The 20,520-nt window shown below is 75.0% G+C and carries 21 protein-coding genes; 8 read left to right on the forward strand and 13 right to left on the reverse strand.

Annotation, left to right across the window (positions count from 1 at the left end):
• Positions 1 to 228 precede the first annotated feature (228 nt).
• The 4 genes from sigE to ABT238_RS14715 all read left to right on the forward strand — a co-directional run bounded on the left by sigE (position 229) and on the right by ABT238_RS14715 (position 3,445).
• Positions 229 to 957 carry an RNA polymerase sigma factor SigE gene (gene sigE / locus ABT238_RS14700; protein ID WP_502884211.1) on the forward strand — a complete coding sequence of 243 codons (729 nt, stop codon included), beginning with the start codon at positions 229 to 231 and terminating at the stop codon, positions 955 to 957.
• Positions 954 to 1,952 carry a zf-HC2 domain-containing protein gene (locus ABT238_RS14705; RefSeq protein ID WP_350757646.1) on the forward strand — a complete coding sequence of 333 codons (999 nt, stop codon included), beginning with the start codon at positions 954 to 956 and terminating at the stop codon, positions 1,950 to 1,952. Before sigE ends, ABT238_RS14705 begins: the two co-directional genes overlap by 4 nt.
• Positions 1,953 to 2,100: 148 nt before the next feature.
• Positions 2,101 to 2,550 carry a sec-independent translocase gene (locus ABT238_RS14710; RefSeq protein WP_350563374.1) on the forward strand — a complete coding sequence of 150 codons (450 nt, stop codon included), beginning with the start codon at positions 2,101 to 2,103 and terminating at the stop codon, positions 2,548 to 2,550.
• 220 nt (positions 2,551 to 2,770) lie between these two features.
• Positions 2,771 to 3,445 carry a hypothetical protein gene (locus tag ABT238_RS14715; RefSeq protein WP_350757649.1) on the forward strand — a complete coding sequence of 225 codons (675 nt, stop codon included), beginning with the start codon at positions 2,771 to 2,773 and terminating at the stop codon, positions 3,443 to 3,445.
• Positions 3,446 to 3,516: 71 nt separating this feature from the next.
• Here ABT238_RS14715 and ABT238_RS14720 read toward each other — a convergent pair whose 3' ends face one another.
• The 4 genes from ABT238_RS14720 to ABT238_RS14735 form a co-directional block, all read right to left on the reverse strand.
• Positions 3,517 to 4,677, reverse strand: coding sequence for an Mrp/NBP35 family ATP-binding protein (locus ABT238_RS14720; protein ID WP_350563378.1), 1,161 nt, complete (start codon positions 4,675 to 4,677; stop codon positions 3,517 to 3,519).
• Between the two features lie 56 nt (positions 4,678 to 4,733).
• A complete protein-coding gene (locus ABT238_RS14725) occupies positions 4,734 to 5,285 on the reverse strand; it encodes a DUF1003 domain-containing protein (protein WP_502884212.1) in 552 nt (183 codons plus the stop codon).
• A gap of 76 nt (positions 5,286 to 5,361) precedes the next feature.
• Positions 5,362 to 6,648 carry a magnesium transporter MgtE N-terminal domain-containing protein gene (locus tag ABT238_RS14730; protein ID WP_350563380.1) on the reverse strand — a complete coding sequence of 429 codons (1,287 nt, stop codon included), beginning with the start codon at positions 6,646 to 6,648 and terminating at the stop codon, positions 5,362 to 5,364.
• 150 nt (positions 6,649 to 6,798) lie between these two features.
• Positions 6,799 to 7,359 carry a pyridoxamine 5'-phosphate oxidase family protein gene (locus ABT238_RS14735; protein WP_350757652.1) on the reverse strand — a complete coding sequence of 187 codons (561 nt, stop codon included), beginning with the start codon at positions 7,357 to 7,359 and terminating at the stop codon, positions 6,799 to 6,801.
• 138 nt (positions 7,360 to 7,497) lie between these two features.
• Here ABT238_RS14735 and ABT238_RS14740 point away from each other — a divergent pair, with 138 nt between their 5' ends.
• Positions 7,498 to 8,460, forward strand: a complete 963-nt coding sequence (locus tag ABT238_RS14740; RefSeq protein WP_502884205.1) for a DMT family transporter — start codon at positions 7,498 to 7,500, stop codon at positions 8,458 to 8,460.
• A 19-nt stretch (positions 8,461 to 8,479) separates the two neighbouring features.
• On the opposite strand, the gene corA is transcribed toward ABT238_RS14740, so the two are convergent.
• On the reverse strand, positions 8,480 to 9,601 hold the full coding sequence (corA, locus tag ABT238_RS14745; protein WP_350563384.1) for a magnesium/cobalt transporter CorA: 1,122 nt from the start codon (positions 9,599 to 9,601) through the stop codon (positions 8,480 to 8,482).
• A gap of 494 nt (positions 9,602 to 10,095) precedes the next feature.
• Between corA and ABT238_RS14750 the strand changes: the two genes are divergently transcribed.
• Positions 10,096 to 10,737, forward strand: a complete 642-nt coding sequence (locus tag ABT238_RS14750; RefSeq protein WP_350757655.1) for a suppressor of fused domain protein — start codon at positions 10,096 to 10,098, stop codon at positions 10,735 to 10,737.
• Between the two features lie 33 nt (positions 10,738 to 10,770).
• Here the strand turns inward: ABT238_RS14750 and ABT238_RS14755 are convergent, their stop codons facing one another.
• From ABT238_RS14755 to ABT238_RS14775, 5 genes are all read right to left on the reverse strand, one after another.
• Positions 10,771 to 11,631, reverse strand: coding sequence for a PHP domain-containing protein (locus ABT238_RS14755; RefSeq protein ID WP_350563389.1), 861 nt, complete (start codon positions 11,629 to 11,631; stop codon positions 10,771 to 10,773).
• 99 nt (positions 11,632 to 11,730) lie between these two features.
• The gene (locus tag ABT238_RS14760) at positions 11,731 to 12,369 is read right to left on the reverse strand and encodes a DUF6758 family protein (RefSeq protein ID WP_350563391.1); all 639 of its coding nucleotides are present in this window, start codon (positions 12,367 to 12,369) and stop codon (positions 11,731 to 11,733) included.
• 320 nt (positions 12,370 to 12,689) lie between these two features.
• A complete protein-coding gene (locus tag ABT238_RS14765) occupies positions 12,690 to 12,836 on the reverse strand; it encodes a DUF8834 family protein (RefSeq protein ID WP_350563393.1) in 147 nt (48 codons plus the stop codon).
• A gap of 371 nt (positions 12,837 to 13,207) precedes the next feature.
• On the reverse strand, positions 13,208 to 14,095 hold the full coding sequence (locus tag ABT238_RS14770; protein WP_350757658.1) for an alpha/beta fold hydrolase: 888 nt from the start codon (positions 14,093 to 14,095) through the stop codon (positions 13,208 to 13,210).
• Between the two features lie 130 nt (positions 14,096 to 14,225).
• Positions 14,226 to 15,965 carry a DEAD/DEAH box helicase gene (locus tag ABT238_RS14775; protein WP_350757661.1) on the reverse strand — a complete coding sequence of 580 codons (1,740 nt, stop codon included), beginning with the start codon at positions 15,963 to 15,965 and terminating at the stop codon, positions 14,226 to 14,228.
• A gap of 657 nt (positions 15,966 to 16,622) precedes the next feature.
• Here ABT238_RS14775 and ABT238_RS14780 point away from each other — a divergent pair.
• Entirely contained in the window at positions 16,623 to 17,354 is a 732-nt protein-coding gene (locus ABT238_RS14780; RefSeq protein ID WP_350563399.1) for a ferritin-like fold-containing protein, read from the forward strand.
• Between the two features lie 65 nt (positions 17,355 to 17,419).
• On the opposite strand, the gene ABT238_RS14785 is transcribed toward ABT238_RS14780, so the two are convergent.
• From ABT238_RS14785 to ABT238_RS14795, 3 genes are all read right to left on the reverse strand, one after another.
• Positions 17,420 to 17,752 carry a hypothetical protein gene (locus ABT238_RS14785; RefSeq protein ID WP_350757664.1) on the reverse strand — a complete coding sequence of 111 codons (333 nt, stop codon included), beginning with the start codon at positions 17,750 to 17,752 and terminating at the stop codon, positions 17,420 to 17,422.
• A 172-nt stretch (positions 17,753 to 17,924) separates the two neighbouring features.
• Entirely contained in the window at positions 17,925 to 18,152 is a 228-nt protein-coding gene (locus ABT238_RS14790) for a DUF3107 domain-containing protein (protein WP_350563403.1), read from the reverse strand.
• 131 nt (positions 18,153 to 18,283) lie between these two features.
• Positions 18,284 to 18,946 (reverse strand): TetR/AcrR family transcriptional regulator, encoded by a 663-nt coding sequence (locus ABT238_RS14795; protein ID WP_350563405.1) that lies wholly within the window; start codon positions 18,944 to 18,946, stop codon positions 18,284 to 18,286.
• 234 nt (positions 18,947 to 19,180) lie between these two features.
• On the opposite strand from ABT238_RS14795, the gene ABT238_RS14800 reads away from it, so the two are divergent.
• On the forward strand, positions 19,181 to 20,110 hold the full coding sequence (locus tag ABT238_RS14800; RefSeq protein ID WP_350757667.1) for an alpha/beta fold hydrolase: 930 nt from the start codon (positions 19,181 to 19,183) through the stop codon (positions 20,108 to 20,110).
• Positions 20,111 to 20,520: the final 410 nt, after the last annotated feature.

Raw genomic sequence — 20,520 nt, forward strand, 5'->3', positions numbered from 1 at the left:
CCGTTGGTGGAGCAGGGACCGGGGGAACGGGACGTCCCGGACACCCTCCGGGCCCGTCATCCGGGCCGGCCGGTCCCGGACGCTTCTTATCCGGGCTTGACGGGCGAGGTGGATATGGTGGTGGCCCTGCTGGGCAGAAGAGCCGACCGAGGAGGTGTGGCCGAGGGCGACGTCCCCGTGCGGCGGCACTCCCGCGGCACCGCGTCGACCCGTACGCCGAAGCCCGTGATGAACCAGCCTGCGCACTCCACCCTGGACCAGCCGGCCCCCGCGCACGAGGCGCCGGCCGCCGGTACCGCCGAGGCCCCCGCCCTCGCGACCTTCGCCGAGGGCCCCGACGCGCAGACCTGGACTCCGCCCACCTGGGAGGAGATCGTCGAGGCCCACAGTGCCCGCGTCTACCGCCTCGCCTACCGCCTGACGGGCAACCAGCACGACGCCGAGGACCTCACCCAGGAGGTCTTCGTCCGGGTGTTCCGGTCGCTGTCCACCTACACCCCCGGCACGTTCGAGGGCTGGCTGCACCGGATCACCACCAACCTGTTCCTGGACATGGTCCGCCGCCGCCAGCGCATCCGCTTCGACGCGCTCGGCGAGGACGCGGCCGAGCGCCTGGCCTCCCGCGAGCCCAGCCCGGCCCAGCACTTCAGCGACACCCACTTCGACGCCGACGTCCAGCACGCCCTGGACACCCTGGCGCCCGAGTTCCGTGCCGCCGTCGTCCTGTGCGACATCGAGGGCCTCTCCTACGAGGAGATCGCGGCCACGCTCGGCGTCAAGCTCGGCACCGTCCGCAGCCGCATCCACCGCGGCCGCTCGCACCTGCGCGCCGCGCTCAAGCACCGTGCCCCCGGCTCGGCCCCCGGCCGTGAGCGCCGCGGCGGCGGGGCCGAGGAGCAGCCGGTGCCGGTCGGCGCGGCGGTCGCACCGGGCGGGCGCGGACGGAGGCGATCGTGAGCGGAACCGGCCGATCGGGGGCGGGCCACCCGCAGACACCCGGCCGCACCGCCGCCCGCCGCGGCGGCTGGCCCGCGCTGGGCCGCCGGGGCCAGGACGGCCCCGGAGCACCCGACGCGGCGCCCCCGGCCGAGCCGGCGCTGCGCGCCGTCGCCGTGCGGGCCGTGGAGCCCGTCGCCGAGGAGCACCACCTCGGGGAGCGGCTGTCCGCCTTCCTCGACGGCGAACTCGGCCACGACTCGCGCGAGCGCGTCCAGGCCCACCTGGCGACCTGTCCCCAGTGCCTCGCCGAGGCCGACGAGGGCCGCGCCGTCAAGCACCTGCTGACCCGCACCGGCACCCCCGGCCCGTCCTCCGCGCTGATGGCCCGGCTGATGGCCGTCGGCGCGCTCCCGGAGGACGAGCGGCAGCCGCGTGCCGACCACCCGCACCGGGACGACGACGACCTGCCCGGCGGCGGTGCCGCGGCCGCCGGCACGCTCGGCGGCAGCCGGCTGGACGGCGGATCGTTCGGCCGCGGCGCCGGGGCCTCCTTCGGCGCGGGCGCGCTCGGCGCCGACGCGCCGGTGCCCGGCGTCGACCCCCGCGCCTTCGGCCGCGGCTCGGTGCTGCGCCCGCTGATCGGTCGGCGCTCGCTGCGCCCGGACGTCCCGGTCCAGCCGCTGGCGGCGGCCTCGGCCGCCCCGGTGGTCCGGCCGGCCCCGCCGCGCGGGCGGCGCTTCGTCTTCGCCGCGGCCGGCGCCTTCTCGGTCGCCGCGGTCACGCTCGGCGGCGTCGGCACCATCGCCGGCCCGGGCGACGACCAGCACGGCACCACGGTCAGCCCGCCCGGTGGCGGCGGGCGGGGCGGGATGCTCCCGATGAACGCCCAGGTGCCGGCGGTGGACCTGCCGGTGCGCCCGGTGGCGGTCACCCGCGGCGCGACGCCGTCGCACGACCTGCCGGAGCGCTCGCCGAGCTCCGGTGTCGCCGGTCTGCACCACGAGAACAGATAGGCCCCACCGGCCCCACCGGTCCCGTCCGACCCTGATCATCGGCGGGTCTTCACCACGGCTTCATCACACCGGGGGTCATGGATCGGCCGACGGCCATTACGCTGTGAGGAGCGTTTGTCCGATCCGATCGCGAGCTTAGGGAGCTTTGGTGTTCAGCGACGTGGGCACACTGGAGATCCTGACCCTGGTCATCATGGCCATCGTGATCTTCGGTCCGGACAAGCTGCCGAAGCTGATCCAGGACACCATGGGCTTCATCCGGAAGGTCCGTTCCTTCGCGGACACCGCGAAGGAGGACATCCGCAGCGAGCTGGGTCCGGATTTCCAGGACTTCGAGTTCGAGGACCTCAACCCGAAGACCTTCGTGCGCAAGCAGCTGATGGGCGGCGACGAGGACCCGCTGGGCCTCAAGGAGATGCGGGACACCCTCGACATCCGCTCGGTCCTGGACGACAAGCCCGCCGCCGCGGTGAACGGCACCGGCCGCGCGGGCAGCGTCTCCTTCGACAAGTCCGCCGCCCCGGCCCCCGCGGCCGCCTCGGCGGGCGCCCCGCTCGCCCCCGGGGAGCGTCCTCCGTTCGACCCCGACGCGACGTGATCACGGCGTGACCGCGGTGTGATTCCGTGACACCACCGCCCCGCGAGCCGCACGGCTGAGCGGGGCGCTGGTGCGTGCGCCGCTATTGTGCTGATTGTTCCCGCTGTGCCGTCTGTCACTTTCCGGTCCCCTCCGGACCGAAGGCGGTCGGCAGGAGCGCCGCGGTACGCCACGATGGGAGCGCGCCACGGCAGGCACACGTCGTTGAGGAGGCCCGGGGATGGACGCGAGGAGTCAGGCGGCGGGGACGGCCACGGCCGGCGGACCCGTGGTCGGCGGACAGGCCGGCCCGGCGGACCCGCTGGTGCCGTACCTGTCCGCGGACTTCCCCTGGTACGGCCTGGACGAGGGCTGGAGCGGCCGCCGCTTCCTGCTGCCGAGCGGCTTCGGCGGCCCGCGGGCCGGCACCCACGGCACCGTGGACTACGGCAGCCTCGGCCACGGCGAGGAGCCGGCCCGCCAGTACGAGCCGCGCGACGTGCGGAAGTTCGCCGTCGTGGTCACCGTCGCCCGGCGGGAGAGCCGCCGCAGCGCCGACAACACCGGCACCCTGGAGGCGACGTCCGCCTCCTCCGCCGCCTGGCTGGCGGGCTCCGGCCTGCTCGCCGCCACCTGGCCGGGCCAGCTGGACCGCGCGCGGCGCCAGGACTGGCTGGACCAGCAGTCCACCCTCGCCTGGGACCTCGCCGACGACCTGGAGGGCCCCGGCTGGTCCACCCTCAGCCTCCCGGTGAACGGGCTGCCGCAGCCGTTTTGCTACCGCGAGTCCGAGTACGGCTGGGTGCTCGCGGGCGAGGCCCCCGGCGTCCTGCTCGGCGCCTACGGCCGCGGCGTCAGCGCCTACGGCGCCGGCTTCGCCTCCGTCCCCGACCTGGCCGCCTACACCCGCCGCTGACCCCGTGGACGCCCGCAGGGGCCCGCCGGATCCTCTCCGGCGGGCCCCTGCGGGCGTCTTCTCGCGCGGGGTCAGAACTTGTTCTTCGGGGTGAGGCCGAGGGAGAGGCCGGACAGGCCGCGCTGGCGGCCGCCGAGCTTGCCGGCGACGGCGCGCAGGGCGGCGCCGGCGGGGGAGTCGGGGGCGGCCAGGACGACCGGGCGGCCGTCGTCGCCGCCCTCGCGCAGGCGGACGTCGATCGGGATGGAGCCGAGCACCGGAACGGTGGCGCCGACGGTGCGGGTGAGCGCGTCCGCGACGGTCTGGCCGCCGCCGGTGCCGAAGACGTCGATCATCTCGTCGCAGTGCGGGCACGGCATGCCGGACATGTTCTCGATCACGCCGACGATCTTCTGGTGGGTCTGCACCGCGATGGTGCCGGCCCGCTCGGCGACCTCGGCGGCGGCCATCTGCGGGGTGGTGACGATGAGGATCTCCGCGTTGGGGACCAGCTGGGCCACCGAGATGGCGATGTCGCCGGTGCCGGGCGGCAGGTCCAGCAGCAGGACGTCCAGGTCGCCCCAGTACACGTCGGCCAGGAACTGCTGCAGCGCGCGGTGCAGCATCGGGCCGCGCCAGACCACCGGGGCGTTGCCCGGGGTGAACATGCCGATCGAGATGACCTTCACGCCGTTCGCCTGCGGAGGCATGATCATGTCCTGGACCTGGGTGGGCCGGCCCTCGACGCCCAGCATGCGGGGCACGCTGTGGCCGTAGATGTCGGCGTCCACCACGGCGACCTTGAGGCCGTCCGCGGCCATCGCCGCCGCCAGGTTGACGGTCACCGAGGACTTGCCGACGCCGCCCTTGCCGGAGGCGACCGCGTAGACGCGGGTCAGCGTGCCGGGCTTGGCGAACGGGATCTCCCGCTCGGGGGCGCCGCCGCGCAGCAGCTGGGAGAGCTCCTTGCGCTGCTCGTCGCTCATCACGTCGAGTTCGACCTCGACGCCGCTCACGCCGGGGACGCGGCCGACGGCCTCGCGGACCCGGGTGACGATGGTGTCGCGCATCGGGCAGCCCGAGACGGTCAGGTAGACCGCGACCCGCACGGCACCGCCCTCGCCGATCTCGACCGATTTCACCATGCCGATCTCGGTGATCGGACGGTTGATCTCCGGGTCGTTGACGGTCGCCAGCGCCTGGCGCACGGACTCCTCCGTGGCGCCGGCCGCGACCTCTGTCTCGTTGGCCATGCCTTGATGGTACGGCGCCGCGCGGGGTGCATAACCGGTCGGTAGCGTGCCGCGGGTCACAGCATCTCGGGGGCCTCCCGGCGCTCGTCGATCTCCTTGAGCAGCGACTGCAGTTCGGAGCGCACGAAGTCCCGCGTGGCGACCTCGCCGAGGCCCTGGCGCAGCGCCGCGACCTCGCGCGTCAGGTACTCCGTGTCGGCGATGTTGCGGTCGCTGCGGGCCCGGTCCTGCTCCATGTTGACCCGGTCCCGGTTGTCCTGCCGGTTCTGCGCCAGCAGGATCAGCGGCGCCGCGTAGGAGGCCTGCAGGGAGAGCATCAGGGTCAGGAAGATGAAGGGGTAGTCGTCGAACCGGGCGGCGTCCGGCAGCAGGGTGTTCCAGGCGACCCAGAGGATGATCGCCACCGTCATCCAGACGATGAACCGGCCGGTGCCCAGGAAGCGGGCGATCCGCTCGGAGAGCTTGCCGAAGGCCTCCGGGTCGTAGGACGGCAGGGTGATCAGCCCGGGGCGGCCGGTGCGCGGCTGGTCGAGCCGGGTGCGGGGGGTGGAGCCGATGGTGGTGGGCTCGGTGCGGCGGTCCCGGGCGCCGCCCTCGCGGGCGCGCAGCTCGCGCAGCTGGCGCAGTTCCCGCAGCTCGCCCTGGAGCCGCTGGCGGGGGGACTCGTCCCGCCGGCCCTTGCGGTCAGCGTCCACCGGTCACCTCTCTCTCGTCGGCGGGGTCGCCGTGCAGCGAGGCCTCCCGCCAGTCCTCCGGCAGCAGGTGGTCGAGCACGTCGTCCACGGTGACCGCGCCGACCAGGTGGTCCGCGTCGTCGACGACCGGCGCGGCGACCATGTTGTACGTCGCCAGGTAGCTGGTGATCAGCGAGAGCGGGGTGTCCGGCGGCAGCGGGTCGAGGTCGTCGTCGACCAGCGAGCCGACCAGGGTGTACGGGGGCTCGCGCAGCAGCCGCTGGAAGTGCACGGTGCCCAGGTACTTGCCGGTCGGGGTCTCGTTCGGCGGGCGGCAGACGAAGACCTGCGCGGCCAGCGCCGGCTTGTGGTCGGAGACCCGCACCCGGGCCAGCGCCTCGGCCACCGTGGCGTCCGGCTCCAGCACGATCGGCTCGGTGGTCATCAGACCGCCGGCGGTGTTCTCCTCGTAGGTCAGCAGCCGGCGCACCGGCTCGGCCTCGTCCGGCTCCATCAGCTGGAGCAGCCGCTCGGCCTCGTCGCCGGGCAGCTCGGAGAGCAGGTCGGCGGCGTCGTCCGGGTCCATCGCCTCCAGGACGTCGGCGGCCCGTTCGTCCTTCAGCTTGCCGATGATCTCGACCTGGTCGTCCTCGGGCAGCTCCTCCAGGACGTCGGCGAGCCGTTCGTCGTCGAGCGCGGCGGCCACCTCGGCGCGGCGCTTGGCGGACAGGTGGTGCAGGACGTTGGCGAGGTCGGCGGCGCGCAGCTGGTCGAAGGTGGCGAGCAGGTTGGCGGCGCCCTGGTTCTCCTCCGGCAGGGTGAAGCCGGTGACGTCCTGCCAGTCCAGGGTGAGCGTCTCGCCGCGCGCCTTGCGCAGCCGGCCGACCCGGCCGACCTGCACGAAGACCTTGCCGATCTCCCACTCCCGCAGCCGGGTCTGGGTCATCGCGACGTCCAGCACGGTGACGTCCTGGCCGGTCTTGGTCCAGGTGACGGTGCGGTCCAGCAGTTCGGCGAGGACCAGCGTCTCGGCGGGGCGCTGCTCGAAGCGGCGCATGTTGATCACCCCGGTGGTGATCACCTGGCCGGACTCCAGGCTGGTCACCCTGGTCATCGGCAGGAAGATCCGGCGCCGGCCGACCACCTCCGCCACCAGGCCGAGCACCCGGGGCGGGCGGCCGCCGACCCGCAGGGCGACCACGACGTCCCGGACCCGGCCGACCTGGTCGCCGTTCGGGTCGAAGACGGCGATGCCGGACAGGTGCGAGATGAAGACCCGGGGGCCTGGTCCTGCCATGGACTTCTGGACTCCCTCGCCTCGCTCGACGCCTGGTCGGGCGCGCGGGCACGCCCCGCGGCCAAGGCTACTCGGGCATCACCGCCCGGGCTCGGCGAAAGCCGGGCGAATCGGGCACCGGGGGAGAGGGGGAAGGGGCGTGGCGGCCGGTCAGCCCTTGCGGCGCTTGAGCAGCAGCTTCGGCAGGCCCGCCGGGATCGGGCGGCGGGTGGTGGCCGGGGTGGGCATCGGGACCGCGACGTGCGAGTCCTGCGGCATCGCGCCGGGCCGCTCGGCGAGTTCGGCGCCCGCCGCGCCGGCCGGCTCCAGCCGCAGCACCCGGCACTCGCGGGCCCAGCGGTCGGTGATGGTGTCGGTGTCGGGCGCGTTCAGCCGCTTGCCCTTGAGCTCCTCGACGGCGCCCAGCCAGGCCTCGCCACCCGGCGTCAGCTCGACCACCCGGGCCGGCCAGCCGGTCAGCCGGCCGCCCTTGTCCTTGCTGCGGACGGTCACCGTCGCGCCCGCCCCGCCGGCCAGTCCGTGCAGCGGCTGCTCGGCGCCGTCGCCGACCACCACCACCGCGCCGTCGTGCCAGGCGTGCCACAGCGCCCGCGCGTGCTCCTGGCCGTCCGCCCGGACCCAGAGCAGGCCGGACTTCTTCGCGGCCTCCTCCAGCAGGGCCCGGTCGAGGAAGTCGTCGGCGGTCGCGGCTGCGGCAGGCGTACGGTCCATGGCGCACAGCGTACGGCCTGCGCCGTCCGGGCGGTGTCCACGGTTCGGGCGACAGTTCCGTGGACGGCGCACGGGCCTTACCGTAGGAGCCGCCCCCGCCCGCCCCGGCCACCCGGCCCCGCCGCCCCGAGGAGCGCCGTGCCCGCCGCCCGGCCCGAGACCGCAGCCTCCGCAGCCCCCGCATCCGCCGCATCCGCCGCCCGAGCGCGCACCGGCGGCCCGGCCGGTCCCGTACGCCCGCTCCCCAGGACGGACCTGCTGCTGCTCGCCGTCTCCGTCGCCGGCATCTCGCTCTCCGCGCCGCTGATCAGCGCCACCGCCGCGCCCGCCCTGGCCATCGCCTTCTGGCGCAACCTCATGTCGGTCGGCGTGCTCGGCCCCTACGCGCTGCTGCGCCACCGCGCCGAGCTGCGCGCGGTCTCCCGCCGCGCGCTGCTGCTCGCCGTGGCGGCCGGCGTCCTGCTCGCCGTCCACTTCGCGCTCTGGATGCCCAGCCTGCGGATGACCTCGGTGGCCTCGGCGACCGCCCTGGTCACCACCACCCCGCTGTGGACCATCGTGCTGATGCGGCTGCTCGGGGTGCGGGCGCCCCGGATGGTGTGGCTCGGCACGGGGGTGGCCTTCGTCGGCGTCCTGGTGCTCACCGGCGTCGACCTCTCGCTCTCGCCGCGCGCCCTGGCCGGCGACGCGCTCGCCCTCGGCGCGGGCCTCGCCGCGGCCGGCTACATGCTGCTCGGCGCCGAGGTCCGCCGCACCGTCAGCACCACCGCGTACACGCTGGTCTGCTACGCCACCACGGCGGTCGTGCTGCTGGCGGTCTGCCTGGCCGCCGGGACGCCGCTGTCCGGCTGGTCCGCCGGGGTCTGGTGGCAGATCGTGCTGCTGATGGTCACCGCCCAGCTGCTCGGCCACTCGCTCAGCAACCGGGTGGTGCGCACCCTCGGCCCCTCGGTCACCTCGACCGCGATCCTGCTGGAGACGCCGGGCGCCGCGCTGATCGCCGCGCTCTGGCTCGGCCAGTGGCCCCCGGCCGCCGCCTACCCGGCGGTGGTGCTGATCCTGGCCGGCCTGGTCCTGGTCGCCCGCGCCGACCGGCGGTAGCCGGATCCGGGGGCCGGCCCTACAGCCAGCCGTTGCGGCGGAAGCCCCGGTACATGCCGACGCAGATCAGCACCACGCTGCCGAGCACCATCGGGTAGCCGTACTTGTGGTGCAGCTCCGGCATGTAGTCGAAGTTCATCCCGTACACGCCGGTGATCATGGTGGGCACGGCGAAGATCGCCGCCCACGCGGTGATCTTGCGCATGTCCTCGTTCTGCGCCACCGACACCTGCGCCAGGTTGGCCTGCAGCAGCGAGTTCAGCAGCTCGTCGAAGCCGTGCACCTGCTCGGTGACCCGGGCCAGGTGGTCGGCGACGTCCCGGAAGTACTTCTGGATCTCCGGGTCGACCAGCCGCTGCAGCGGCTCCGACAGCTGCTGCATCGGCCGCAGCAGCGGCGCCACCGCGCGCTTGAACTCCAGTACCTCGCGCTTGAGCTGGTACACCCGACCGACGTCGGCGCCCCGGCCGCCGCGGTTGGAGAACACCTCGAACTCGATCTCGTCCACGTCGGTCTGCAACTGGTCCGCGACCAGCAGGTAGTTGTCCACCACGTGGTCGGCGATCGCGTGCAGCACCGCCGCCGGGCCCTTGGCGAGCAGCCCGGAGCCGTCCGCGTCGGCCTCCAGCCGGTGCCGCAGCTCCTTCAGCGAACTGTGCCCGCCGTGCCGCACGGTGATCACGAAGTCCCGCCCGGCGAACACCATCAGCTCGCCGGTCTCCACCACCTCGCTGGTCGGGGTGAGCTGGTCGTGGTCGACGTACCGGATCGTCCGGAAGACGGCGAACAGCACGTCGTCGTACCGCTCGACCTTCGGCCGCTGGTGGGCGTGCACCGCGTCCTCGACCGCCAGCGGGTGCAGCCCGAACCGCTGGGCGATGCCCTCGAACTCCGCCTCGGTCGGCTCGTGCAGCCCGATCCAGCTGAACGATCCCTCACCGTCCGGCAGTTGCTTCGACGCCTTGACCAGCCGGGCCGCCTCGCGCGGGCTGCAGGTCTCGCCGTGGCGCTTGCCGTGCTGGTAGACCGCGCAGTCCACCACCGCCGACGGGCTCTCGCCCGGGTGGATGGTGTCGAACAGCGCCGCGGAACGGCGGCGGTTGGTGCGGACGGCTGCGCGCAGGCTGTTGATCATCGACATGGCAGGCTCCCTTGGGCAGGAACCGCTGCACGACGGCGCGATGACGGGCGGCCGCGGTGCGACGGCGGAGGAACACCGATGGACTCCGGCGCCTGCGGCCGTCCCCGGGTGCCTTGCCGGGGCACGCGGAAACGGAACGGCCGGACGTCGGTGGGGTGCTCTCCCGGCCGGACCGGAGATCCGCCGTGCGACCGCACGGGGAGGCTGGGTCCGCGGTGCTGGGGGGAGACCCGGCAACCGCCGAGGTCTCTCAGGCCCGCTGTTTCAGCCCGCGCGCCGAGGGGTACGGGGAAGGCGATCGGGCCGGGTAGAGCTGCCGGTACTGCATGGTCGGCTGGTATCCACCGCAACCACCTCCTTCGCGCCGCTGCCCCGGGGGAGGAGGTCCGCCGGTAGCCAGTCGCTCACACTAACATCCGAACCGCCTTCGCCGCGCCCGCGTTCACGTAAAGGCCGTGCCAACGGCCCGCGGCCCGCGGGTTACGCTCACCGGCATGGCCCACGACTTCCCGCTCTTCGGCGACCCCTCCGGCGGCAGCCCGCCCGGCCCCTCCCGCACGGCGGTGCTGACCGCCGTCGAGGCCCGGCTGCTCACCGTCTTCGGCGAGCCGAGCGGCCGCGCCGCCGTCACCTTCCTCGGCGCCGACCGCGTCGAGGTGCTGCGCTTCGGCCCCGACGCCGAGGGCCTGGTCCGCTACGCGACCCTCGGGATGTCCGCCGCGCCGATGGCCGACCCCACCGCGGCGGTCGTCGACCAGGTCCGCGGCCCGCGCGCCGAACTGGTCCTGACGGTCCGCGGCGGGCGCGACGGCGTGCTCCGCGCGCTGGCCACCTTCGCCGCGGCGCCCCAGGTGGAGGGCCTGGTGGTGGCTCCCGGCGGCTCGCTGGACCTCGGCGCCCCGCTCTGGGACGGCGCGCCGTTCACCTCCGTCCTGGCGGCCGAGCCCGGCGGGCTGGTGGAGGACGTGGAACTGGACGATCCGGCCGACCCGGTGCGCTTCCTGCCGCTGCTGCCGATGACGCCCAACGAGGCGGGCTGGAAGCGGGTGCACGGGGCGGCGGCGCTGCGGGAGCGCTGGCTCCAGCACGGCACCGACCTGCGCGACCCGGAGCGCCGGGGCGTCCGGCTGGACTGACCAGGCGTCACCGGCCGGTATCCGGGCGCTCGTTCAGCCGCCGATCGGCTTGGCGCCGGTCGCCTGGTCCACCAGCGCCTCGTAGACCGCCGGGTCGGTGGTGTGCTCGCCGAGCCGCACGGTCTTGCGGGCACCGTGGTAGTCGCTGGAGCCGGTGGTCAGCAGTCCCAACTCGGCGGCCAGGCCCCGCAGATGCTCCCGGGTGGGCTCGTCGTGGTCGACGTGGTCGACCTCCAGCGCGGCCAGTCCGGCCGCCGCGAGGTCGGCGATGACCCGGTCGGAGACGGTCCGTCCGCGCTTGACCGCCCCGGGGTGGGCGAACACCGGTACCCCGCCGGCCTCCCGGACCAGCCGGACCGCCGTCACCGGGTCGGTCTCGTGCTTGCGGACGTCCGCCCGCCCGCCGTTGGCCAGCCAGTCCGCCGTGAACGCGTCCGACACGGTGGCCACCACGCCCGCCTCCATCAGCGCGCTGGCGATGTGCGGGCGGCCCACCGAGCCCGTCCCGGCGATCCGTCGCACCTGCTCCCAGCTGATGTCCGCGCCCAGCTCGCGGCAGCGCTCGACGATCGCCCGCCCGCGCCGGAACCGGTCGGTGCGCACCAGTTCGCGCTCGGCGGCGAAGGCGGGCTCGGCCGGGTCGAAGAGGTAGGCGAGCAGGTGCATCGAGATGCCGTCCACCACGCAGGACAGCTCCGCGCCGGGGACGAGCGTCAGCCGGGTGCCGGCCGGCAGCGCGTGCACCGCGTCGGCCGCCTCGGTGTGGCCCGCCACGGTGTCGTGGTCGGTCAGCGCCACCACGTCCAGCCCGGCCCCGACGGCCGCCGCGACCAGTTCGGCCGGGCTGTCCGTGCCGTCGGAGGCGTTGCTGTGGGCGTGGAGGTCGATGCGCACGGGTGGTGCTCCCTGGGGTCGGCGCCGGCGGCGCTGGCGCCGGCACGGCCTGCCGGCGGGGTGAGGCCCAGGATAGTGCGGACCGCGGCGGGGGACGGCTCAGCCGAGCAGCCGGGGCGAGAGGGCCCCGCAGGGCAGCAGGTCCAGCTCCGCGCCGGCCTCCCGCAGGTCGGTGAGCACCAGCTCGTCGTACATCACCAGGGCCGACTGCTCCGGCCAGGCCACCGCCCAGAGCCACAGGCCGCGCGCCTCGCCGGCGAACACCGCGCGGTCCGCCGGGGCGTCCGGCACGTGGAACATCGGCGTCGGCCGGCCGGCCGCCATCAGCTTGGCGTCGGCGGGCTTGTAGAGGGTCACCGAGTCGCCCGGGTCCGGGCCGGGCAGTCCCGCGTAGCGGGCACCGAGCCCCACGCCCAGTTCCTCGGCGATCAGCACCAGTTCACCGAAACCGCCCAGCGGGGCCGGCCCGGAGCAGGCGACGGCGGTGGCCCGGGCCCCGGAGACGTCGTCACCGACGTGCGCGATCCCGGTGTACAGCCAGCCGACCGGAAGCGGCCAGGGCAGCCAGACGGGGACCTGCGAGCGGGCGACGGCGACGCCGAGCGCCTCCACGCTCGGGGGCAGCACCGGTTGCATCGGGTGCACGGCGCCGTGCCGGTCGCACTGCCACGTGTCTGAGAACAGACCGGGGGCGCGGACCCGACCGGCGCACCTCGGGCAGCTTGGCTCGCCCCTCATAGCCGACAACGCTCCTCCCTCCGGACCGCCGCGTCAAGGACGATCACCCGTACGGAGGGCGGCTCGGCGGCACCTGTCGGTGGCGGGTGCCCGCGCGGCGCGGGGTGGGCGCGGTACGGGCGGCTCCCGTTGGGAAATGTCCAGCGGGAGGCGACGGCAAACGTCGGCGGCGTGCGCCCGGGTGCGCGCCCGGACGCGCTGACGCCCCGTTGTCGCTGCTGCGATGACGGGGCGTCAGTCGGGTATCGGGACGTCCGGATCGGACGGGCCGGGTTCGTCGGCGGCGGGGGAGTGCTCGGGCTCCCGGGGGCCGCGCCCGGTCAGACGGTCGGGCACGGACGGATGAGCAGGCGTTCGCCGGTGCGGGCGGCGGCCTGGACGAGCTCGCGGACGGTCTCGGCGTCGGCGATGAGGCGGTCGGTGGCGGTGCCGTGGGCGTCGTCCAGTCGGAGGATCTCGAAGCGCATGGGCCTGTCCTTTCCTGGCCCCGCCGGGCGGGGCGGTCGTGGCTGAATCGGAATCAGCCCTGTCGGGGTCGGTCGGGTCGAGTCGTCGACCGTTCGCTGTCGCGGCAAAGCGGGCTCCCCCCTGCTCGCCAGAGGCGCGTGGTCCCTCGTGAACCACACTGCGGTGGCGCTGCTACCGGGTCGTTGCCCGTCCGTGAAGTCCTGGTTTCGGATGGATCGCGTCGGCGGAACGCCGACGGCACTGTCGACGATGTTTCCAGGACCGAATCAAATATTACCGCAACTAACGAATTTTGTCGCCCCCCTTGTACCAGGGGCCTCCGTGGACCGTCCAGGCAGGGCCCCGGTCGCTGCCCCCGAGGGCGCCGGGATCAGCCCCAGAGGGCCAGCAGGGCCTCGGCGGTGGCGGCCGGCCGATCGGCGTTCGGGGAGTGTCCGGCGTCCGCCACCACCACCCGGCGGGCGCCCAGCCGCCGTGCCATCGCGGTCTGCTCCGGCACCGGCCACGCGTAGTCCCGCACCCCGGAGACCACCAGGGCGGGCAGGCCGGCGGCGACCACGGCGGCCAGCTCGTCCACCCGGTCCGGCGCGGCGACCAGGTGGCCGCCGGTGGTGATCAGCGCCTGCGGCACGTTCGCCAGCCACCGCCGGTGCAGGAAGCCGGCCACCTCGGGGGAGGGGCGGCGGGCGCGGTCGCCGCTGCCCTCCTCCATCTGCTGCATCACCTGCCAGATCTCCTCCAGGCCCATCGTGGGCAGGACGCCGATCAGCAGCCGGGTGCGCTCCGCCTCGGCGGGGTCGATCGCCCCGGGTCCGGTGGACATCAGCGTCAGCGACGCCCACGGCAGGGCCGCGCCGGCGGTCGCCTCCGCCAGGACGGCCTCACGGACCACCTGGCCGCCGAAGGAGTGGCCCAGCAGGTGCAGCGGCCCGGGGGAGCCCTCGGCCCGCAGCGCGGCGGTGAGCGCCCGTACGTCGGCGCCCAGCGCGGCCACCGCGTAGGCGGCCGGGTCGTCCGGTCCGCCGGTCTCGTACTGCCCGCGCTGGTCGACGGCGGTCACCCGGTAGCCGGCCGCGGCGAGCGGCTCCAGCAGCGCGATGAAGTCCTCCTTGCTGCCGGTGAACCCGGGCACCAGCAGCGCCGAGCCGCGCACGGGCCCGGCGGGCTCGGCCCGCAGCGCGGCGAACTCCCCGCGCGCCGTCACCACCCGCAGCGCACGCGCGCAGGGCGGAAGGGTGAGGAACGGCGGCGTGCTCATGGAACCTCCGGCGACCGGGGCGAACTGGCGGGTAACCACGAGCGTAGGGCGTGTCGGGAGCGCCGGTTCCGTCCGGGAACGCCGAAGGGGCGGCCCGGGAGTCCGGGCCGCCCCTGTCGGGGAACGCGGGTCAGCTCTCCGGGGTCGCCTCGGGGGCGGCCGCCGGGCGGCGGGTCCGGGTGCGGCGGCGCGGGGCCGGGGCCTCGGCCGGGGCGTCGGCGGCCTCGGCGGGAGCGGCGGTCGCGGCCTCGGCGGGAGCCTCGGCCTTCGCCCGCGAGCGGGTCCGGGTGCGCTTCGGCTTCTCGGCGGCCGGGGCCTCGGCGGCAGCCGGCTCGACGACGGCGGCCTCCGCGACGGCGGTGGCCACGGCCTCGACGGCCACGCCCTCGCCCTCGCCCGCCGCGCGCGCGCGGCGACGGCGGCGGCGCGGCGCCGCACCCTCGCCCTCGGCGCCCTCGACGGCGGTGGCGGCCGGAGCCTGCGGCGCGACGGGCGCGTCCGCCGCTCCGTCGACGACCGTCACGGCCTCGTCGACCGCGCTGCCCCGGCGGGTGCGCCGGCGCTCACGGGGCTTGCGGGCCGGCTTCTCCTCGGCCGCGGCCGGCTCGGCGGCCGCGGGCCGGCCGGAGCCGCCCCGCGCGCCGCGTCCGCGAGCGCCGGAGCGCGAGCCGCGCCCGCCGGTCTCGCCGAGGTCCTCGACCTCCTCCGCGCCGAGCCCGGCGCGGGTCCGCTCCGAGCGCGGCAGGATGCCCTTGGTCCCCGGCGCGATCTTCAGCAGCTCGTACAGGTGCGGCGAGGTGGAGTAGGTCTCTTCCGGCTCGTTGAACGGCAGGTCCAGCGCCTTGTTGATCAGCTGCCAGCGCGGGATGTCGTCCCAGTCGACCAGGGTGACGGCGGTGCCCGAGGCGCCGGCCCGGCCGGTGCGGCCGATCCGGTGCAGGTAGGTCTTCTCGTCCTCGGGGCACTGGTAGTTGATCACGTGCGTGACGCCCTCGACGTCGATGCCGCGGGCCGCGACGTCGGTGCAGACCAGCACGTCGACCTTGCCGTTGCGGAACGCGCGCAGCGCCTGCTCGCGGGCGCCCTGGCCGAGGTCGCCGTGCACGGCGCCGGCCGCGAAGCCGCGCTGGGTCAGCTGGTCGGCGACGTCGGCGGCGGTCCGCTTGGTCCGGCAGAAGATCATCGCCAGCCCGCGGCCGTCGGCCTGCAGGATGCGCGAGACCATCTCGACCTTGTCCAGCGAGTGGGCACGGAAGATGTGCTGCTCGATGTTGGCGACGGTGGTGCCGGTGTCGTCCGGCGCGGTGGCGCGGATGTGCGTCGGCTGGCTCATGTACCGGCGGGCGAGGCTGATGACCTGGCCCGGCATGGTCGCCGAGAACAGCAGGGTCTGCCGCTTGGCCGGCAGCATGGTGATGATCTTCTCGACGTCCGGCAGGAAGCCGAGGTCGAGCATCTCGTCGGCCTCGTCCAGGACCAGCGCGCGGACCTTGGCGAGGTTCAGCTTCTTCTGGCCGGCCAGGTCGAGCAGACGGCCGGGGGTGCCGACGACGATGTCGACGCCCTTCTTCAGCGCCTCGACCTGCGGCTCGTAGGCACGGCCGCCGTAGACGGCCAGCACGCGCACGTCGCGGACCTTGCCGGCGGTCTGCAGGTCGTTGGTGACCTGGGTGCACAGCTCGCGGGTCGGCACGACGATCAGCGCCTGCGGGAACTCGGAGAGCTCCTCCTCCTGCGCGCGCCCGGCGTCGACGTCGGCCCGCACGACGACCCGCTCGATCAGCGGGAGGCCGAAGCCGAGGGTCTTGCCGGTGCCGGTCTTGGCCTGGCCGATGACGTCGTGGCCGGTCAGCGCGACCGGCAGGGTCATCTCCTGGATCGGGAAGGGGTGGACGATGCCGACGGACTCGAGGGCCTCGGCGGTCTCCGGGAGGATCCCCAGTTCCCGGAAGGTGGACTTCGTGGGTTCAGCGGTGGTGGACAGGGTGCTGCCTCTTCCGTGTGGAGGGCCGAGAGCGAGCGGCGGGCGGGCAGCCGCGCGGCTGCGTACGGGCCTGGACGGCCTCGAATACAGCTGCGCGGACGCACAACCGCGCCGGTCCCTGCGGCCGGCCGGTGCGCGCGGCCCGGTCAAGGGGCGCGTCGCCGGCGGCGTCGGGGAGGATTCCCGTGAGGGACCTGCGCGGGACCTGCGCCGGCTGGCGCGGTCTCGGCGGCCCTCGCTCGGCCACTGATGCGGTGCCAAGGCTTGAAGTCCAAGCCCTGGTCGGAGCCGATCGGCTCTCCGACCGGGCATCCGCGTACGTTGAGTCCCCGTGCTTCCGTACGGCGCGTCCTTCGGTGGACGGAGCCGCTGCGGAGCGGGCTTGCGCGGCACACCGAGACGGCGGTGACACCGTGCGAGCACGACGGGCCTCCGTACCACCATACAGTCACCCGACGACTCGAACACGTGACGCGGACGACATCGCAGGTCGGAGAGGTGGAAGAGGTGTCCCGCGACGGACCGGCACTAAGGTGGCGGGTCATGGAGAACCGTGGTGAGACGCAGGACGACGTGGCGGCCGGCTCGATCGGCGACTGGGCGACCTGCGCGGCCGACCCGGGCTACCGGGCGGCCGTACTGGACCTGCTCGGCGCCCTCGCGTACGGCGAGCTGAGCGCCTTCGAGCGGCTCGCCGAGGACGCCAAGCTGGCCCCCGACCTGGCCGACAAGGCGGCGCTGGCCCGGATGGCCTGCGCCGAGTTCCAGCACTACCAGCGGCTGCACGACCGGCTCGCCGAGGTCGGCGCCGACCCGCAGGAGGCGATGCGGCCGTTCGTCGAGCCGCTGGAGCTCTTCCACCGGATGACCGCGCCCTCGGACTGGCTGGAGGGCCTGGTCAAGGCCTACGTCGGCGACGCCATCGCGACCGACTTCTACCGCGAGGTGGCCGTCCGGCTGGACGACGACACCCGCGAGCTGGTCCTCGGCGTCATGTCCGACACCGGGCACGCGCAGTTCGCCGTCGACAAGGTCCGCCAGGCCATCGAAGCCGACCCGCGGGCCGGCGGCCGGCTCGCGCTGTGGGGCCGGCGGCTGATGGGCGAGGCGCTCAGCCAGGCGCAGCGGGTGGTCGCCGAGCGCGACGCGCTGTCCAACCTGCTGGTCGGCGGCGTGCGGGTGCAGGGCTTCGACCTGGTCGAGGTCGGCAAGATGTTCAACCGGATCACCGAGGCGCACACCCGCCGGATGGCGGCGCTCGGCCTGGCCTCCTGACCCCGGGACGCTCCGCGCGCCCGGGACGCGCCGGGCGTCCGGGGCGCCCGGACGGCGCGGGCGGCTCAGGCGTGCCGGTGGCGCCGGTGCGCGCCCGCCCGGTGCGCCCTGGCCCGGTGCGGACGGTGGCGGTGCGCGGGCGCCCGCCCGGCGGCCAGGTCGGGCCGGGCCAGCAGTGAGGTGAGCAGGGCCGAGGCGACCGCCGAGACCGCGATGGCCGCCGCCGGGTACCGGCCGTCCAGGGTGAAGTGCGCGATCACCCCGGCGAGCAGCGCCGCACCCACGGCCGTGCCCAGGGTCGGCGCCCGCCCGGCCGGGAAGTACGCGGGCCAGGACACCAGCGCGGCGGCGCCGACGACCACGCCGACGAGGGCGAAGGCGAACGTCTCGACCAACAAGGATGCCTCCCCGGGGTACGGGCTCCCGGCACGCGGCCGGCCGCACTCCTCGCCGTACCCCGGCCGCCCCGGCCGTACACCCGGACCCCGCCGCTCCCGGCCGCCGGCCCCGGACACGACGGTGCCCCGTTCCCTCGGCCGAGGGAACGGGGCACCGAACGAGGCCCGTGGCTCAGAGCGTGCCGAAGCCGACCTTGCGCGCGGCCGACTCGCCGATCTCCACGTACGCCAGCCGGTCGGCCGGGACGATCACGCGACGGCCGTGCTCGTCGCTCAGGGAGAACAGCTTCTCGGTGCCCTCCAGCGCCTTCGCGACCGCGTCCTGGACCTCATCGGCAGTCTGCGAGCTCTCGATCACGATCTCGCGCGGCGCGTTCTGCACGCCGATCTTGACCTCCACGGCTTCCGTCCCTCCGGGGTTGCAGCCATCCACGCGCGGCACCGCACCGCCTGGGACAAGCGGGCCCGGCGACCGCGCCGTACGGCTTCACCATAGAGCACCGGATCGGCACCGAGGCGAAGGTCCGGGGATCACCGGCCTGCGGAGGGGCCCTCCGGCGACTCGCCGTTGGGGTGCATCGGGAAGCCCTTGAGCCCGCGCCAGGCCAGGCTGGCGACCAGCCGCACCGCCTCGTCGCGCGGGATGTCCAGGCCCTGCGACAGCCAGTACCGGGCGGTGATCTGGGCCAGGCCGCAGACGCCCGCGGCGAGCAGCTTGGACTCCGCCTCCGGCAGGTCGGTGTCCTCCTGGATCACCTTGCTGACCAGCGTCGCACTGGCCTCGGCGGCCCGCTCGACCCGCTCGCGCACGGCCGGCTCGTTGGTCAGGTCCGACTCGAAGACCAGCCGGAACGCGCCCGACTCGCTGGAGACGTAGTTGAAGTACGCCTCCATCGTCGCGGCCACCCGCAGCTTGTTGTCGGTGGTCGTCTCCAGCGCCTCCCGGGTCGACTCGACCAGGGCGTCGCAGTGCTTGTCCAGCAGCGCCAGGTAGAGCTCCAGCTTCCCGGGGAAGTGCTGGTACAGGACCGGCTTGCTCACCCCGGCACGGTCGGCGATGTCGTCCATGGCGGCCGCGTGGTAACCCTGCGCGACGAACACCTCCTGGGCGGCACCGAGCAGTTGTTCGCGGCGGGCGCTTCGCGGCAGGCGGGCACCGCGCGGGCGCTCCTGCGCCTCCTGGATGGCCGTCACGGCGCTCCTCACTTCACGGGTCGTACGGGGTCGGCAAGATGACCGAATTCTACTTTCGGGTAACCGCGCCCGCGCTTGCCAAGCGCGAGAAATACGGCGATCCCCCTTGTCAGGAGCCCACAATACGGCGCCCACCACGGCCGTCGGCAGTGCTGAGCACGAGGGAATGGGGAACCCCGGGGCACCGGACGGCCCGTGGGCCGCAGGGGCACCGGCTCACTACCATCGTCCCCCATGAACAGCGCTGAGCAGCAGATACTCCCGGAACCGGCCGCCCTGGCACCGCTGCGCACCGTAGAGGTGCCCGGCGCGACCCTGGCCGTGCACCGGGCCGCCGGGGACCTCGCCCCCGGCGGCGGGCGGGCGCCGGCGCTGTTCGTGCACGGGCTCGGCGGCTCCGCCGCCAACTGGACGGAGCTGATGGCCCGGCTCACCGGCCGGCTCGACGGCGAGGCCGTCGACCTCCCCGGCTTCGGCGACTCCGCCCCGCCCGCCGACGGCAGCCTGGGCCTGTCCGGGCACGTGCGCGCCGTCATCGGCTACCTGGAGGCCGGCGGCCGCGGCCCCGTCCACCTCTTCGGCAACTCGCTCGGCGGCGCCGTCGCGGTGCGGCTCGCCGCCCTGCGCCCCGACCTCGTCCGCAGCCTCACCCTCGTCTCGCCCGCGCTGCCCGAACTGCCCCCGCAGCGCACCGCCTGGTCCACCGGACTGCTCGCCGTCCCCGGCCTGCCCGCGCTGCTGCGCCGGCTGCCGGCCGGCCGGCGCGGCCCCGAGCAGGTCACCGACGACCTGCTCCGGCTCGTCTACGGCGACCCCGGCGGTCTCTCCGAGGCCGCCCGCGCCGAGGCCGTCGCCCAGTACCTGCGGCGCATCGAGGTACCGCACGCGATGCCGGCGCTGGCCGGCTCGGCGCGCGGGATCGTCTGCGCCTACACCGAGCGCGGCGAGCAGGCGCTCTGGCGGCAGGCCACCCGGGTGAAGGCCCCCGTCCTGCTGGTGTACGGGCTGCGCGACAAGCTCGTCTCGTACCGCTCCGCCCGCCGGGCCTGCGCGGCCTTCGCGGACTCCCGGCTGCTGGTGCTCCCGGACTCCGGGCACGTCGCCATGATGGAGCACCCCGACGCCGTCGCCCGCGCGGTGCGCGAGCTGGTCGGGCGGGCCTGAGCGCCGGCCCCGCCGAGGGCGGGGCACGACGGACACCCGGTGATCGGCCGCAGTTAACGCCAAGATCGGGACGAGGTCACCCCGGTTCACTCGTTCAGGTGGCAGCCAGGCATGTGACCGATGGATTGCCCCGGGCCGGACCTACCTTTCTGGTGTCGGACCGAACAGGTGTGGGGGAGTCGCGGCCGCCGGAGAACCCGGAGGGCGGCCGCGCGGGGACGCCGGCAGCCGGCGGCGGTCGCCGGTCCGGCCGCGGTGCCTCCGGCGGACCGCCTTCCCCCGTCCGGGCCGCTCCCGCGGAGCACGCGCCGGACGCGTCGCCCGCGAGGCGGCCGGGCGCCGACCGGCCGGCCCGGCCGGTACCGCCCGCTCAGCCCGCCAGTCCGCCCGGCCGTCCGTCGATCCGCTCT

It is taken from the genome of Kitasatospora sp. NPDC001527 (assembly GCF_040298605.1).
GTDB lineage: Bacteria > Actinomycetota > Actinomycetes > Streptomycetales > Streptomycetaceae > Kitasatospora.